Source organism: Streptomyces sp. NBC_01241 (genome assembly GCF_041435435.1).
Classification (GTDB): domain Bacteria; phylum Actinomycetota; class Actinomycetes; order Streptomycetales; family Streptomycetaceae; genus Streptomyces.
On the sequence record NZ_CP108494.1, the window covers coordinates 1,749,513 to 1,763,826 of the forward strand.

Below are 14,314 nucleotides of genomic sequence, written 5' to 3' on the forward strand. Positions count from 1 at the left end.
TCTCCTTGCGGCTCAAGGGAGTTGCGATGTGTGTGCGCCCTGCGGCCCGGACCACAAGTGGTGACTGCTGATGTTCTGTGTACGCAGGCCAAATTACGCGTGAGTAAGGTGGCGTGGGAAGTTACGTGCCGGTAAAAACTGATGGATCATCAATTGTTCGAGGTCAGGAACCATCCAGACCGCGAGCCGCCCCGGCACTACGGCTCACGTCACGGCTCACGACTCACCGCTCACGTCCCGGATCCCGGATCCCGGAGCCAGAACGGCGGGGTACACGGCTCCTGGACCGAAGCGGCGGCGGGCCCGGTCCGCGGCCGCTTCGGTGGCGTGGGCGCGGTCGTCGCCGGAGTCCAGGGCGAGCTGACGGTGAGCGGCGCCGGCCGGCCCCAGATCGTCGGCGCGGATCGCGAAGGCACGGACCCGTGCCCGTTGCAGCCCGAGAGAGGCCAGCAGGCCCAGGGCGGCCGCGACGAGGGCGGGCGAATGACTGGTGGGTTCCGGCAGCGGACGCGTACGCGTGGTGGAGGTGCGGTCGGCGTACCGCACCGTGAGGGTGAGCCGGCCGGTGACCTGCCTCTCGCCGCGCAGTCGTTGACCGATCCGGTCGGCGAGCCCCAGTACGGCCCGGTGGTGGAGCGCCGGATCGAGACAGTCCCGGTCGAGCACGAGGTCGGCGAGCAGGTGCCGCGCGGGTGCCAGTGGGGTGGCCGGGCGGGGATCACGGCCCTGGGCGCGCTCGGCGAGCAGTCGGGCGGGGCCGACGCCGAGGAGGCGTTGCAGGGTAGCCGCGGGTACGTCGGCGACCTGGCCGATGGTGTGCAGGCCGTACTTGTCGAGGGTGGCCGCCGTGGCCCGGCCGATCCCCGGCAGCGCGGTGACCGGGCGGGGGTACAGCCATGCGGCGGCCTGGCCGGACGGGACCCAGGTGGTGTCCCCCGGTGCGGACGCGTCGGCCGCCATGGCGGCCAGCATGCGGTTGCCCGCGAGCCCGGCGCTGCTGTCGATGTCGTAGAGGCCCTTCAATCTGAGCTTCGCCATCTGGACCAGGTCATACGGGGACAGGTCGAAGTACCTGAGCGCCGAAGTCAGGTCCAGTTGAACAGCGTTGGGCGGAATGGCCTGGACGTGAGGCGTCACACCGGACACCAGTTCGATCACATCGTCGTACTGGTCCTCGCTCAGCGCCGCGTGCAGATGGAGGTGGGCGATGTGCCGCTGACGCGTGGTCATCCCGCGCTCCCCGGGCTGGTGTAGCCGAGTTTCTTCAGGTCGGCCGCACGGCTGCCGGCGGGCCGCAGGTCGGCGTACGGGTGCAGCCGGGCCCCCGTGGTGCCGTTGACCAGGGTCCGCCGCGGCTGCGCGGGGGTCGGGTGCGGGTGGTCGGCGCCGAGGAGGGCGAGAGCGGCTTCGGGGCCGTGGTCGCGGCGGGCGGCGGCAATCCGGTCCAGGTCCCAGGCCATGGTGCCGACGACGGTGCGGCGGGTGCCGCGCACCTGGACCGTGCCGCGGACCAGCAGCAGCCCGCTGTGGAAGACGGTGTGCGCGCAGGCCGGGTGGGAGTCCTCGAAGAAGGCCAGGTCGACCAGGCCGGAGCCGTCCTCCAGGGTGACGAAGATGACGCGCTTGCCGCTGGCGATCGGCGGGGTCTGGGTCGAGGCCCGTACCCCGGCGACGAGGACCTGCCGGCCTGCCCGGGCTGCCGCCAGGTGGGCCGAGTCGGTCGCCCCGATCTCGCGCAGCAGCCGGTGGTGATGCTCCATCAGGTGCTGGGAGACGTCGATGCCGAGCGTGTTCAGCTCCGCGTTCAGAGCCTCGCGCCCGGTCATTTCGGGCAGGCCGCTCGGCTCCGCCCCGCCTGCCGCGTCGGCGTCGATGGACAGCTGACCCCTGCCCGCGGACCGGACTCGGGACTGCCGGTGGAGTTCGGCGATCTGCAGGAGCAGATCACGCCGTGTGAGACGGCCGTCGTGGAGAGACCCCAGGGCGCCGATCTCCGCAAGGCGTTCGGCGACCGGTCGGCTGGGACGGGCCCGCTGCCAGAAGTCCGACAGCGATCCGTACGGCCGGCCTTCCTCGATCCGGGCGCACTCCTCCTTGCTGATGCCGCGCACCTCGGACAGCGCGAGCCGTACGCCCCACCGTTCCCCGTCGGTCCGCTCCACGGCATGCTCCACCCCGGAGCGGTTGACGTCGACGGGCAGGACGGGAACGCCACGTCGGCGGGCATCGGCGACGAGGACACGCTTGGGCCACATACCGGGGTCGTGTTCGAGCAGCCCGGCCAGCAAGTATGCCGGGTAGTGCGCCTTGAGCCAGGCGCTCTGCAGGGCCGGCACGGCGAAGGCGACCGCGTGCGCCCGGCAGAAGCCGTAGGCGCCGAAGGCCTCGACGGTCTTCCACACCTCGTCCCGGACCTTCGCGCTGTAGCCGCGGGCGCATGCCTGGCGGTGGAACCAGTCCTTGATCCGGGGCAGTCGCTCCTTGTCACCGAGCGCCCGCCGGGCGACCTCGGCCAGAGCACGGTCGCAGCCGGTCAGCACCGACAGCGTCTCGATGATCTGTTCGTGCCAGATGGTCACGCCGTAGGTGTCGGCGAGCACGGGTTCGAGGTCCGGGTGGGCGTAGGAGGGAGTGCCGCCGTGACGGGCAGCGATGTACCGCTCGGGCATTCCTCCGGCGACCGGCCCGGGGCGGAAGAGACTGATGTCGGCGATGACGTCCTGCGGGTCGCGGGGCTGCAACCGGGACAGGAGGTCTTGCTGGCCAGGGGATTCCAGCTGGAACAGGCCCAGGGTCTCGCTCTCCTGAATGATCTTGAACGCGAAGACGTCGTCGAGCGGCACCTGCCCCGGGTCGTCCAGATCGATGTGGTTGCCGGTCGTCCGTTCGATCTCGTTGACCGCATGGGCCATCGCGGACTGCATCCGTACGCCCAGGACGTCCAGTTTGATGTTGCCCAGCGCCTCGATCTCCTCCTTGGCCGCCATGGCCATCGGGTAGTCGCCCTGGGGGGTGGGCTGCACCGGCAGCCGGTCCAGCAGCGTCGCGTCGCTGATGACCACGCCGCAGGGGTGCATGGCCATGCCGTGGACCAGGGAGTCGAGCCCTTCGGCCAGCTCCCACAGCGGCCCGTACCGTTTCGCCTCGGCCGCCAGCTGACGCAGTTCAGGCAGTTCGGCGAGCGCTCCCCCGATGTCCGCCGCCCGCAGATGCGGGAAGCTCTTGGCGATCCGGTCGACCTCTGCCGGTGCGATCCCCAGAGCCAGGCCGGTGTCCCGCAGGGCCCGACGGGCCCGGTAGGCCTCGGGCATCGCGGTGACCGCCACCCGTTCCCTGCCGAACCGGTCGAAGATCGTGTCGTAGCACTCCAGCCTCCTGGCGGACTCCACGTCGATGTCGATATCCGGCAGTGACGTCCGTCGCACACTCAGGAAACGTTCGAACAGCAGGTGGTGATCGAGCGGGTTGGCGGTGGCGATGCCCAGCGCATGGCAGACCATCGACCCGGCGCCCGATCCGCGGGCCGCCACCCGGATGCCCTTCTCGCGGATGTCGGCCACGACCTGTCCGACGGCGAGGAAGTACGGGTCGTAGTTCAGCTCGGAGATCACGGCGAGTTCTTCGTCCAGCCGGTCGAGCGCGGCGCGGTCGCGGTCCAGGCCGCGCCGGGCCATGCCCGCCTCGCACTGCCGGCGCAGCAGCTGTGCCGCGCCGCCCGCCCCGGGCCCGGCGCCGAGCACTTCCGCCTCCGGGAAGTGCGGCGTGCCCAGGCCCAGATCCGCCGCGGGGTCAACGGTGCACACGGCCGCCGTGGCGGCGGTGTCCCCCAGCAGACGGCTCGCCCGCCGGGGTCCCGCTCCCGCGCATTCGGCGATCAGCCGCGCGATGCCCGCCATCGCCCTCTCGTCCTTGAGCCAGCGCTGCCCGCTGTCCAGGCGGCGCCGGTCGATGGGCCGCAACAGCCGCGCGGCGTCCAGGACATCGGCGAGCCGGTGCTGGTCGGGGTCGGCGTAGCGGACGGCGTTGGAGAGCACGGCGGTGGTGCGGGTACGGTCGGCCAGCGCCAGGGTCCGGGCGGCCACCCGAAGCGATCCCGGCCCGGTGCCGGACCGTTTATGCAGGACGGCCTCCAGCCGTATCCCCCTGCCGAAGATCTCCCGCCACGGCGCCAGCAACTTCACCGCGACGTCCTCCCGGCCCGCCGCCAGCGCGCGTACCGGCTCCGAGAGCGGCCCGAGCAGCACGATCAGACCGGGGCCACCGTGCTCGCGCAGCGCCTCCCACGGCACCACCGGCGCCGCCCCGCCCACGGTCCCGGCGTGCGCGGCCGACGTGATGCGGCACAGCCGCGCCCAGCCGGCCCGGTTCTGTGCAAGCAGCACGAACCGCAAGGGCGGCTCGACGACGTGCGCGCCACCGCGCACCGGCGTGCGGCGCCGCGACGCCGGAAGCGGAGGCAAAGGAGCAAGAGCCTCGACGGCCAGATCGACACCGAAGACCGGCCGGACACCGGCCCCGGCGCATGCCTGCGCGAACCGCACCGCTCCTGTGACCGTGTCCCGGTCGGTGAGCGCGAGCGTCGTCATGCCGCGCTCGGCCGCCCGCCGGACAAGGTGCTCGGGGTGGGCGGCGCCATAGCGAGCGGAGTATCCGGACGCCACGTGCAGATGCGCGAAGCCCGCCATTCCGCACCTCCGTCCTCCACCCCATTTCAGCCATACGCCCGATACTTCTATCGTACGTCCGTTCGATTACTCTAACTCCATCGAAGCCGGTCGGCGAGCTAATTCGAACACATGACCGTATCTGGAGTGCTTGGAGTGAGTGGCTGAAACCGTCAGCTCCCCGTTCTCGCCCGGCCCGGCTCCGGCCGGCCATGCGGCCGTCGACCCCACCGGTCTGACGACCCTGATGCTTGCCTTCACCGCGCTGCGCGATCACCTCGGGGACTGCGGAGACCACCGGGCCGTCGACCGGGTGCACCGGCAGGTCCTGGTCAACGAGTTCCACGAGGGGCCCGACCACTACCGTCTTCTGCCGACCCAGGCAGACCGGGAGGCTTACACGGCCTGCGTCTCCTCCAGCCCTCAGGCAGGCGGCGGCGACGACATCGGTGCGGCCTACCGGTTCTTCCTGGGCGCTCTTGCCGAGGGGCAGGAAAAGAGGCCGGAGGGCTGGGCAGCCACGGTCGAGACGGTGCTCAAGGATCTACTCTCGATCGTCGAGATCACCGCCGAACCGGGCGACAACGTGTACCGGATCTCCGAGTCGATCAACAACACCGACGTCGGGCTCAGTCAGAGCGACCTGCTGCGCAATTACGTGAGGCGCCGACCTGGGATCCAACGCGACGGTGATCGGCGCCTAGTTTCCGCCGGACACCACCGGGGCCCACCGGGCCAGGGACACAACGGCGAGCAGTACATGTCCCAGCAGGGGTACGAGCGCGGTCGCCTGAAAGACGGCGAGCGAGACGCTGCGCTGTTGCTCCGGACGGGATGAGCCGCCCCTGGCCGTGAACCATATCCCCCACGCAGCGATCACCAGCGGAACGAAGGCCAGAAAATCCGGAGTGGCCTGGAGCAGAAAGGCCGGAACAAGCAGGAGGTATGCCCCACGCAGACGCTGCGCCGCCTTCCTGTTCTCCGCCGGCGTCTGCGCCGGGCCGAGAACCGCGCCGACGCCTTGGTTCCATCCCTCAACAGGCGGTACGAGCGCCCTGGTCGGCCCCGGTGGGAAGTCACCGCCTCGGCTCGCGTACGCGTCCGCGGGCCGAGGCCGGGCCGCCTCGCCCGGTGGTGGAGGAACGAGATCCGTCGACGTGACCACGGCCGTCGGCATCGGCACGAACCGAGCGGCGTCCGGCTGCGTCATTGCGTGGCTGATCTGTTCGCGTACGTACTCGATCTGCGCGCGCATCGCGTGTGCGTCCTGGAACCGGTCCACGGGGTTCTTCTCCAGCGCGCGTGCCACCAGCGCCTCGACCGTCTCCGGCACCCTGACCCCCGTGGATGCCAGGGTGGGCGCCGCCGTGGTGGCGTGCTGGTACCCGATGGAGATGTGCGAGTCGCCGTCGAAGGGCAACTGACCGCTGATCAGCTGGAACAGCATGACGCCCACCGCATACAGGTCGGATCTGCCGTCGACCGCCCGACGGCCTTCGAACTGCTCGGGGGACATGTAGTGGGGAGTCCCGACCATGCCACCGGTGGCTGTCAGAACAGTCCCTCCCGCCCCCGGCCCATCCAATGCGCGAGCGATGCCGAAGTCCATCACCTTGACCGCACCGTCATCCGCCACCACGACGTTGGAGGGCTTGATGTCACGGTGCACGATTCCCGCGGTGTGACTGGCCGTCAGCGCTGAGAGCACCTCCGCGGTCAGTGCAAGGGCGCTGTCGAGCGCCAACACCTGGCCGGAAGCCGCGGACTCCGCGAGCAGCTCGCTCAGCGTGGCCCCACGCACGAACTCCATGACGAGGTAGGGAATCAGCTGTCCGTCCTCGAACCGCTCCTCCCCCGTATCGTGCACCGCGACCACGCAGGGGTGGCTGAGCCTGGCCACCGACTGGGCCTCGCGCCGGAACCGTGCCCGGTACTGCTCTTCGTGGGCCAGAGCCGACAACATGGTCTTGACGGCGACCGTCCGGTTCAGCGCCGTGTCGTGCGCCTGTAGACGGCAGCCATACCGCCCTGGCCGACCTGCTCCTCGATACGGTAACGCCCGCCCGCCAGCGCCACCCCTGTGCGGATCGGTCCGGTCGCGCCCACCACTGCGTGCTCCTCCCCGACACCCGGCCCGGAGCCACCGGGCGGCAGCGAACGGGCAGGTCGGCCAACGAGTATATGGGGGCGGTGTCCGTCGGTGGCCGGAGAAGTCGGACGTGCCCGGACAGTACGACGACAGCCACGCCTCCGCCCAGACGGAGGGCGCGGGCCGGTCGGGCGCCACGTCTCGTGCCGCCGGGGCGGCGCCTGGCCGTCACTCCGAAGCTGGGATGACCGTGTGCCTGATTGCCTTCGCGACAGCGGCCGGCTCCTCCCGGGACGTACTCTCCTTGCTGGTCATGATGCCCCTCCCTGGAGGGAGCCGCTGCCCAACATGTCAGTCATTGACTGGGTTCACAAAGCCAATCGACACCTCTCGACCCCCATGGCGTCGGGCGACAACACGTCCGGATATCACCTGTACAACCATTTCCCGTGCAACAAATCGCCTGTACACAGACCTGTCACTTACATGCCATACGATGCGCACACCTGCTCACAACCCTTCCGCTTGAGGATTCTCACGTCATGTCTCTCGGTGTCACGTCCCGTTCCCTGCGCGGTATATCCGCTGTCGTAGCCCTGATCTCGGTCGGAGCGGTGGGATGCTCAGAAGCCCTCGACAGCGCAAAGGCCGGCGCCAAGAAAGTGGTTCGCCAGCGATCGGTCTTCTCGCTCGCGACCGGCGACTGCTACAACCCGAACAGTGGGGCACCCGAGGGCGAGGAGCTCAGCGTCGAGGTCGTGCCGTGCAAGGAACCGCACGAGGGCCAGGTCGTCGGCGAGTTCAAGATCGATGGGAAGACCGCGTACCCCGGTGAGGACAAAACCGCGCAGATCGCCGACGAACGCTGCCCGGCCGAGGCGCAGAAGTTCACCCCCGACACCTGGGCCCTGCCCAAGGGCGTCGACGTGTACTACTACTACCCCACCAAGGAGAGCTGGGCGACGGGCGACCGAGGCGTGAGCTGCACGTACGCCAAGGAAGCCGGCAAGTTCTCCGGTTCGCTGAAGAGCGAGTCCCTGGACACCGACCAGCTCGCGTACCTCAAGGGTTCGAACGCCGTCTACGAGGCCCTCTGGGCGAACCAGCCCGAAGCGGAGCAGGTCGAGGACGACTTGGCCGGCTACAAGAAGCAGGCCAAGGCCGTTGCCGCCGCGCTCGGCACCCACCTCACGGCCCTGAAGGGCATTCAGCAGCCGGAGACCGTCAAGCTCCGTGCACGGCTGGAGGAGACCGCCGGAGCATGGGAAAAGGCCGCCTCGGCCAGTGACACGGACGCCTTCTACCTCGCCTACGACCGGGCCTTCACCGACATCGACCCGACCAAGACGGTCGCCGCTCGCAAGGAACTGAAGCTCGCCACCACCGTCCCCGCCGACGAAGCCGCGGTCTGGGCCGGCTGACCCCTTCGGATCACGAACAGCGGGCTCGTCCACATCATTCGAGGTGATGCGGACGAGCCCGCTGGTGCGACTCGGGGCAGAAATACTAGAAGTGCGGCACACCCGTCTCAGTGACGGAGCAGCAGCGTGACGCCGGCCACGACGACACCGAGCACGATCGCCGCGACGCCGTAGGCGACCCGGTGCGAGCGCAGCCAAGGCAGCAGTCGGTCCACGGCGATCCGGCCGGGGCCGGTCAGGGCGAGCGCCACCGCGGTCAGAGCGATGAGGATCTCGTACTCGACGCCCTCCGGGGCGAAGAAGCCGCCGCCCCACTTGACGGAGATCGCATTGACGAGCGTGCCCGCGACGGCCGCGGCGGCGAGCGGAGTGAGCAGGCCGAGTACGAGGCCGAGCCCGCCGAGGGTCTCGCTGAGACCGGCCACGACGGCGAACGCCTTCGGCGAGGGATAGCCGGAGGCGGCGAAGAACTGCCCGGTGCCGTCGATGCCGCCCCCACCGAACCAGCCGAACAGCTTCTGGGCGCCGTGCGCGGCCATGATCAGGCCGAGCGCGAGGCGCAGCACGAGCAGGCCGATGTCATAGGCGCGGGCGGGGGCGGCCGGGGCCTTCTCGGGCGCGGCGGCGGGACGGGACAGGGTGGTGGCAGGACTGGTCAAGGGAAGGGCTCCTCGTGGGGCGGGGGGGCAGGGGCCGCGCGGCGCCGGGCAGCACCGCATGAACTTGAAACTTCAAGGTAACCCACGAGAGCCCTTGCTTCAACTTTCAAGCATTTTGTGGCCCAGGCCGACGCCCGAGCGGGAGCGCTACATCGCCGGATACCTCGACCACCTCCCCGACGGTGCGGCCATGGACATCAAGACGCCGGCCAAGAACATCCCCCTCCACGGACAGATGGCCATCGGCTCCGTCCTCAGGGCCCTCACAGTCGCCGGGCACCTGCGGCACGCCCGCCGCCAGGTCGGCGAGAGCGGCAGCCGTTGGGTCACCCTCACGTACTGGTCCCGCACCGCCCACGACGACGAGTGGTGGGGCGCCTTCACCGAAGCCGAGAACATCCGGGTCACCCAGGAAACCGCGGCGGCCCTGACCGCTCCCCCGCCGCCGCGGGCCCCCACGGAAGCCCCTGCCACGCAGGTCACTGCAGAAGCCCCCGTCGCACCAACCGAGCCCGCACCCCAGCCCGCACCGCCCTCTCCCGTACCCTCCTCACCGCAGCAGAGGACCACGGAACCGGCCCCGAACGGCCCCTCACCCGCGTACCTCGCCCTGGCCCAACTCGGCCGTATCGAACCTCGCCTTGAGCCGTCTCATGTCTGGAGTTGTCGCGACGAGCATGACGGCTTCCGGCGGGTCTGGCCCAGCGGCCCAACGCAACCAGTCTCAGAGGTCGCCGTCGAGCCCTTCATCCGCCCCGGATACTGTCCGCTTGTTCGAATCGAGCCCCGACCAGGGGCTGTACGAGGGAGGGGCGTCATGAGTGGTGCGGAATCGGTCGGCGGTGCGTGGAAGCCGAGCAACGAGGAGGGAGGCGCGCTCGCGGGCCGGTGGTGGAAGTGGGCCATGTCCGCCCCTGACGACGTCAGCCCGGTCAAGGACACAACAGGCGAGCACGCCGCCTGGAAGCAGCCGGACGACCTCTGGTTCCTGGCCGGCACCTACGGCGGTCGCGTGGTGCGGCGCTGCGCGATCCCCTCGGACCGGCCGGTCTTCTTCCCGGTGCTCAATATGCAGCACACCAGGTCCTACTCGAGGGTCCCTCAGTCCTTGACGGTGGCAGAGGCCACGGCGTCGCTCAACAGCATTCCGTTGCCGCTGCAGGAGTTCTCCGCACCCTTCAGGACGGGGCCGACCCAGCGCTACGCGTGGGGCATCTGGGGCGGCATCGCGTCGCTGACTCCCGGCCAGTACGTACTGGAGATCAAGGCCAGGGCCACGAACGGCTTCTGGGTCGACACGACCTACCACCTGGAGTCGAAAGCCTCCTGATCCTGACCGCTCTGTGAGTGGTCAGGCACCGGGCGGGGAGCCGTGGCCGGGTGCTGAGCTCTGGTGACAGGGCTATCGGCGTCCGCCTCCGCCCCCGTAGCCCTCCGGGAGCGTCACTTCCGCCCAGACCGTCTTGGTGTAGGCGTCGCGGACTGTGCATCCCCAGCGGTTCGCGTAGGCGTCGATCAGGAGGAGACCGCGGCCCGAGCCGGCGTCGGTGGGTCCGGGAGCGGGTGGCGGTTGGGTCGGGAGGCGTTCCGGGCGGGTGTCGGTCACCTCGATACGCAGGGCATGGGGCAGGAGGAGCAGGGTCAGCCGGAAGTCGCGGCCGGGTAGGTGGCCGTGCGTGATCGCGTTGGAGGCCAGCTCGGCCGTGACCAGGGCGACGGTCCGGGCCGAGTCGGAGTCGTACGGGATGTCGCACCACTCGGTGAGCTGCTGGACGGCGAGGGTGCGTGCCAGCCGGGCGCCACGTGGGGTGCTGCTGAGGCGGAGGCTGAACTCGGCTGCGGGCGGGTGGGGTTCGGGAGCGATTGCCTGGTGCTTCACCGTGCCATCGTGGAGGGGTGCATGTGGCGCTGACCAGGTGTGATGGCCGTACGCAGTGGTGGTCGTACGGGGTGGGGCGCGGAGGGCCGGTCTTGGTTGTACGGGGCTTGTGCGGGTGTTGTACGGGTCCGGGGCCGTGTCCCGGGAATGGCCCTTCCTGTTGAACCATGCCCAGCCGCAGTGGGATGACCGGAAGGGCGTGAGGGCAATGCGGGATACGCGGAACGGCCGGGCGGCGAAGACGAAGGAGGACAGCGAACTGCCAGGGATGTGGGTGGCGTACGGCACGCTCCTCCAGCATCTGTGCAGGCGAGCCGAGTTGAACCAGCAGGCGCTGGGGGAAGCCATCGGCTACTCGCTGGAGCAGGTCGCCTCGGTCGAACAGGGACGGCGACCCGCGAAAGAGGCATTCACGGTCGCCGCGGAACGGGTGCTGGCGGCGGGCGGCGTCCTGGAAGTGCTCCAGGGCGAGGTGGACCGGGCGAAGCTCCCCCGGTTCTTCCGCAACTTCGCGCTCATCGAGGCGGAGGTGCTGAGCCGCTTCTCCTACGACCCGCTGCTGGTGCCGGGCCTATTGCAGACGGAGGCGTACGCGCGAGCCGTATTCGGCGGCCACTGCCCGCCGTTCAGCGAGGACATCATCGACCAGCACACGGAAGCGCGGCTGAGCAGGCAGAAGCTGCTGACACGGGACCCGCTGGCGGAACTGTCGTTCATCATCGGGGAGGAGGCGTTGCGCGATCCGGTGGGCTGCAGCGAGGTGATGCGCGCGCAATGGCAACACCTGCTGAACGTAGGCACGTTGCGCAATGTAGAGGTTCAGGTCATGCCTGCCGGGCAGGGGTTCCATCCTGGGAAGAACGGGCCATTCGTGACGGTCCAGACGAAGGAACTCCGACACCTCGGCTACTTCGAGTCGCAGGGTGTCGGGTGCGTCGTCGGTGATCCGGCAGAGGTCAGCTCCTTCGGGTTGCGATATGGCAAGCTGCGATCGCAGGCCCTGAACGTCGAAGCGTCTGCGCGGCTCATCGAACGGCTGGCGGGAGAGACATGAGCATGGAGCAGGTAACCGGCAACGTTGACGAACTGCGCTGGTTCAAGAGCAGCTACAGCGGATCAGACGGCGGCGACTGTGTAGAGGTGGCTGCCGGCCCCGGTGCGGTGTACGTACGGGACTCGAAGATCGCGGGTGGCGGACCGGTGCTGCGGGTCGGGCGGGGCGAGTGGGCGGCGTTCGTGACGCTCGCGCGTGGGTAGTCCCAACAAGGATTTCTGAACGGAACAACGGGCTCGTCCGCATCAATTGAGGTGGTGCGGACGAGCCCGTAGTCATGCAGAAGGCTCAGAACGAGATCGGGATTACGCCTTCCTGGCAGCCACCACCCGAATCCGGTCGCCCATCCCCCGAACCGCACGGGACTTGCGGTACAAAGCGAGACTCTTCCGCATATTCTCGAAGTGCTCATCTCCACGGGACGTGGAAAGCACCCTGTAGTGCGAAGGAACGCAACCAGCCTGGGACCCGCCTGTGGCGCCGCTTCGGCGGCGGAGTCGGCGAGTTCCAGGGCCTTACGGCCATGGCGCAGGTTGGATGCCTGCAAGCTCATGCCGCGGAGAGTCCGGCAGTACGTGACCTGGTCCCGGGATTCCCCCGCGAGTCTGAGCGCTTCGAGGTAGTACCGCTGGCCAAGCCCGTGAGCCCGCTCGTACATGGCCATCCAACCAGTCGGATACGTGAGGTCCGAGGCTGCGGAGAGCATGTCATTGTGCACATCCTCGGCAGCATCGGCCTTGAGGTACGGGGCCACCGTGTTGACCAGGAAGGCCGCGGCCATGGGCCGCGCGTGCCCGCGAACACGAGTCGTGCGTCGAGGTCGGGGCCATCCCCGGCGCGGCCTCCGGCTTCGCGATCCGCGATACCAAGCCCGAAGGGGTCGGCCTCGAACTGAGGTTCACCGAAGCCGAGCTGAACGACTTCGCGCTCGGCTGGGCCAAGAAGCAGGGCCTCGCGCTCTAGTCTGACTCTTCCCCACCCCGCACGAGGCGGGCCGCCCTGCGAACAGGCGGGGCGGCCCGGTACGTCTTGGAGAGGCACCAATGAGCTGGTCAGGCCACTGGCATGGGTACTCGTGGACAGGAAGCCCCGCCGCTTACGCACGTGAGGGCAACCGTCGGCCCGCGTTCCCGGACGGCCCTTCCCCCGAGGCCAAGGAGGAGGACAGGAGCCGGTACCGCGAAGCCGCCGCGGAATTCCAGACATCCAACCTGCCGCCCTTGATGACTGGCCATTGGCTGCTCAAACGGAACCAAATTGCAGCCGACCGCACATGGTCCGACACTGATGTCGTACTGACATGGCTGACAAAGCACTACCAGGAGAATCCTCCGTTCGAGCGCGAAGACGGCAAGGCCGCCTACTGCACGCTGGACAACAAGCTGGAGTACGCCGCCGATGTACTTCCTCGCGGCGTCGATGTGAGTTGGGTGCACTTCACCAAGTCTCAGAACATGGTGTCGCTCTCCGTCGTGTGCTGCCCGAACCACTTCCATCCGGAAATCTCCTGCCCACTCCCACCCTCGTGAACCTGCACTCAAGGAGACCCCCGATCATGTCGTTGCGGCTCTTACTGCCCGAGGACGGCGTAACCGAGCTCCTGCTCGCATGGCCTGATGAGCCGCGCGTCTACGAGCGTGGCAAGACGGCGCTCGACGAGACGTTCACCGGCCTGCGGGCCGACATCGCCCTGTGCAACCCGCCGTTCAACGAGCGCGTCCATTTCCTCGCCGGATGCCTCCGTGCACCGGCCAACGGACGCCAGGCCGGCACGCACGCCTCCAGCTCGTCCCGCGTCGACATCAGACGGCTCCAGGTGCTCCAGCTCCCCCTGCATGAGCAGGCTGCCTACGCCGACACCTTCCGCCGCCTCACCGACTTCGAGAGACTGCTGAAACGAGCGGACGACCTGGGCAAGGGTTTGGTGACCGATTCACAAAGCTCGGGGCGCCGGTTCACCGTCCAAGACGATCCCCGAGCAGGGATTGACGATCACTGGGCAAGAGTTCCACAGCTTCACCCCGGCCCTGATCAACTCCAGTACCGCGCGTTGTTCGTCGGGAGTCCACGTGGCGCACTCGCCTCCGAACAGCTTCTCGTATGCGCTGTTGTGTACTGTTCCCTGCTGCGGCAGCTGGTGGACCGCGTCGAGGCCTCGGGCCAGATCCTCGAAAAAGTTCCAAGCGTCCAGCACCGCGCCTGGCGGGACCCTGCGGCGCACCGGATCCTCCAGCCAGTGCTGGACACGGCAGAGCTCCAGCGTGCCGGCCTCGGAAGTGGCGAGCCCCCGGCCTCGTCGGCGTACATACACCCGCGCCTGCCGAACAGTCACAAACACCGGCATGTGCCGACGGCCGGCACCGGGCACCGCAAACACCTGATCGGGTTCGTCGCCCCGTCCGCCAATCCACACAACTACGGCACTGCGTCCGCGCCCACGCACCCGGTACGCGTAGAGACTCCCGCCTCCACCGCGGCGTCCGGTCGCGAACACATCTGCCGTCTCGATCTTTGTCACGCCCTCACTCTGACAGGACCCGCAAGACCC

The 14,314-nt window shown here is 68.9% G+C and carries 12 protein-coding genes and 3 pseudogenes; 7 read left to right on the forward strand and 8 right to left on the reverse strand.

The features are described from left to right. Positions 1-216: 216 nt before the first annotated feature. Both OG306_RS07470 and OG306_RS07475 read right to left on the reverse strand, forming a co-directional pair. Complete coding sequence (locus OG306_RS07470; protein ID WP_266745317.1) at positions 217-1,230, reverse strand: DNA polymerase Y family protein; 1,014 nt, start codon at positions 1,228-1,230, stop codon at positions 217-219. Continuing rightward, positions 1,227-4,685: a DNA polymerase III subunit alpha gene (locus tag OG306_RS07475; protein WP_266745318.1), complete on the reverse strand. Its 3,459-nt coding sequence runs from the start codon at positions 4,683-4,685 to the stop codon at positions 1,227-1,229. The genes OG306_RS07470 and OG306_RS07475 overlap by 4 nt, the downstream gene beginning before the upstream one ends. Positions 4,686-4,899: 214 nt before the next feature. On the opposite strand from OG306_RS07475, the pseudogene OG306_RS07480 reads away from it, so the two are divergent. Continuing rightward, positions 4,900-5,325, forward strand: a pseudogene (locus tag OG306_RS07480) (GmrSD restriction endonuclease domain-containing protein); the annotation flags it as partial. A 39-nt stretch (positions 5,326-5,364) separates the two neighbouring features. On the opposite strand, the gene OG306_RS07485 reads toward OG306_RS07480, so the two are convergent. Continuing rightward, complete coding sequence (locus OG306_RS07485; RefSeq protein ID WP_266745319.1) at positions 5,365-6,951, reverse strand: protein kinase domain-containing protein; 1,587 nt, start codon at positions 6,949-6,951, stop codon at positions 5,365-5,367. Positions 6,952-7,295: 344 nt separating this feature from the next. Between OG306_RS07485 and OG306_RS07490 the strand changes: the two genes are divergently transcribed. Next, on the forward strand, positions 7,296-8,174 hold the full coding sequence (locus OG306_RS07490) for a septum formation family protein (RefSeq protein WP_266745320.1): 879 nt from the start codon (positions 7,296-7,298) through the stop codon (positions 8,172-8,174). Positions 8,175-8,281: 107 nt separating this feature from the next. Here the strand turns inward: OG306_RS07490 and OG306_RS07495 are convergent, their stop codons facing one another. Continuing rightward, positions 8,282-8,833, reverse strand: a complete 552-nt coding sequence (locus OG306_RS07495) for a DoxX family protein (RefSeq protein WP_371665198.1) — start codon at positions 8,831-8,833, stop codon at positions 8,282-8,284. 94 nt (positions 8,834-8,927) lie between these two features. Here OG306_RS07495 and OG306_RS07500 point away from each other — a divergent pair, with 94 nt between their 5' ends. Further along, complete coding sequence (locus OG306_RS07500; RefSeq protein WP_266745321.1) at positions 8,928-10,163, forward strand: hypothetical protein; 1,236 nt, start codon at positions 8,928-8,930, stop codon at positions 10,161-10,163. Between the two features lie 72 nt (positions 10,164-10,235). On the opposite strand, the gene OG306_RS07505 is transcribed toward OG306_RS07500, so the two are convergent. Further along, positions 10,236-10,712 carry an ATP-binding protein gene (locus OG306_RS07505; protein ID WP_266745322.1) on the reverse strand — a complete coding sequence of 159 codons (477 nt, stop codon included), beginning with the start codon at positions 10,710-10,712 and terminating at the stop codon, positions 10,236-10,238. 208 nt (positions 10,713-10,920) lie between these two features. Here OG306_RS07505 and OG306_RS07510 point away from each other — a divergent pair, with 208 nt between their 5' ends. Both OG306_RS07510 and OG306_RS07515 read left to right on the forward strand, forming a co-directional pair. Next, on the forward strand, positions 10,921-11,766 hold the full coding sequence (locus OG306_RS07510; protein WP_266745323.1) for a helix-turn-helix domain-containing protein: 846 nt from the start codon (positions 10,921-10,923) through the stop codon (positions 11,764-11,766). Continuing rightward, positions 11,763-11,969, forward strand: a complete 207-nt coding sequence (locus tag OG306_RS07515; protein ID WP_266745324.1) for a DUF397 domain-containing protein — start codon at positions 11,763-11,765, stop codon at positions 11,967-11,969. Before OG306_RS07510 ends, OG306_RS07515 begins: the two co-directional genes overlap by 4 nt. Positions 11,970-12,208: 239 nt before the next feature. Here the strand turns inward: OG306_RS07515 and OG306_RS07520 are convergent. Further along, positions 12,209-12,562 (reverse strand): annotated as a pseudogene (locus tag OG306_RS07520) (hypothetical protein); the annotation flags it as partial. A 20-nt stretch (positions 12,563-12,582) separates the two neighbouring features. Between OG306_RS07520 and OG306_RS07525 the strand changes: the two are divergent. Next, positions 12,583-12,729: pseudogene (locus OG306_RS07525) on the forward strand (DUF397 domain-containing protein); the annotation flags it as partial. Positions 12,730-12,809: 80 nt separating this feature from the next. After that, positions 12,810-13,295: a hypothetical protein gene (locus OG306_RS07530; protein WP_266745325.1), complete on the forward strand. Its 486-nt coding sequence runs from the start codon at positions 12,810-12,812 to the stop codon at positions 13,293-13,295. 41 nt (positions 13,296-13,336) lie between these two features. On the opposite strand, the gene OG306_RS07535 is transcribed toward OG306_RS07530, so the two are convergent. Continuing rightward, the gene (locus OG306_RS07535; RefSeq protein WP_266907820.1) at positions 13,337-13,489 is read right to left on the reverse strand and encodes a hypothetical protein; all 153 of its coding nucleotides are present in this window, start codon (positions 13,487-13,489) and stop codon (positions 13,337-13,339) included. A 210-nt stretch (positions 13,490-13,699) separates the two neighbouring features. Next, positions 13,700-14,284, reverse strand: a complete 585-nt coding sequence (locus tag OG306_RS07540) for a hypothetical protein (protein WP_327259712.1) — start codon at positions 14,282-14,284, stop codon at positions 13,700-13,702. Positions 14,285-14,314 lie beyond the last annotated feature (30 nt).

Bases quoted from the DNA above. Each gene is read 5' to 3' on its own strand.
- OG306_RS07470 (WP_266745317.1), bottom strand. From the start codon at position 1,230: ATGACCACGCGTCAGCGGCACATCGCCCACCTCCATCTGCACGCGGCG.
- OG306_RS07515 (WP_266745324.1), top strand. From the start codon at position 11,763: ATGAGCATGGAGCAGGTAACCGGCAACGTTGACGAACTGCGCTGGTTC.
- OG306_RS07510 (WP_266745323.1), top strand. From the start codon at position 10,921: ATGCGGGATACGCGGAACGGCCGGGCGGCGAAGACGAAGGAGGACAGC.
- OG306_RS07490 (WP_266745320.1), top strand. From the start codon at position 7,296: ATGTCTCTCGGTGTCACGTCCCGTTCCCTGCGCGGTATATCCGCTGTC.
- OG306_RS07475 (WP_266745318.1), bottom strand. From the start codon at position 4,685: ATGGCGGGCTTCGCGCATCTGCACGTGGCGTCCGGATACTCCGCTCGC.
- OG306_RS07530 (WP_266745325.1), top strand. From the start codon at position 12,810: ATGAGCTGGTCAGGCCACTGGCATGGGTACTCGTGGACAGGAAGCCCC.
- OG306_RS07535 (WP_266907820.1), bottom strand. From the start codon at position 13,489: ATGGACGCGCTCGTTGAACGGCGGGTTGCACAGGGCGATGTCGGCCCG.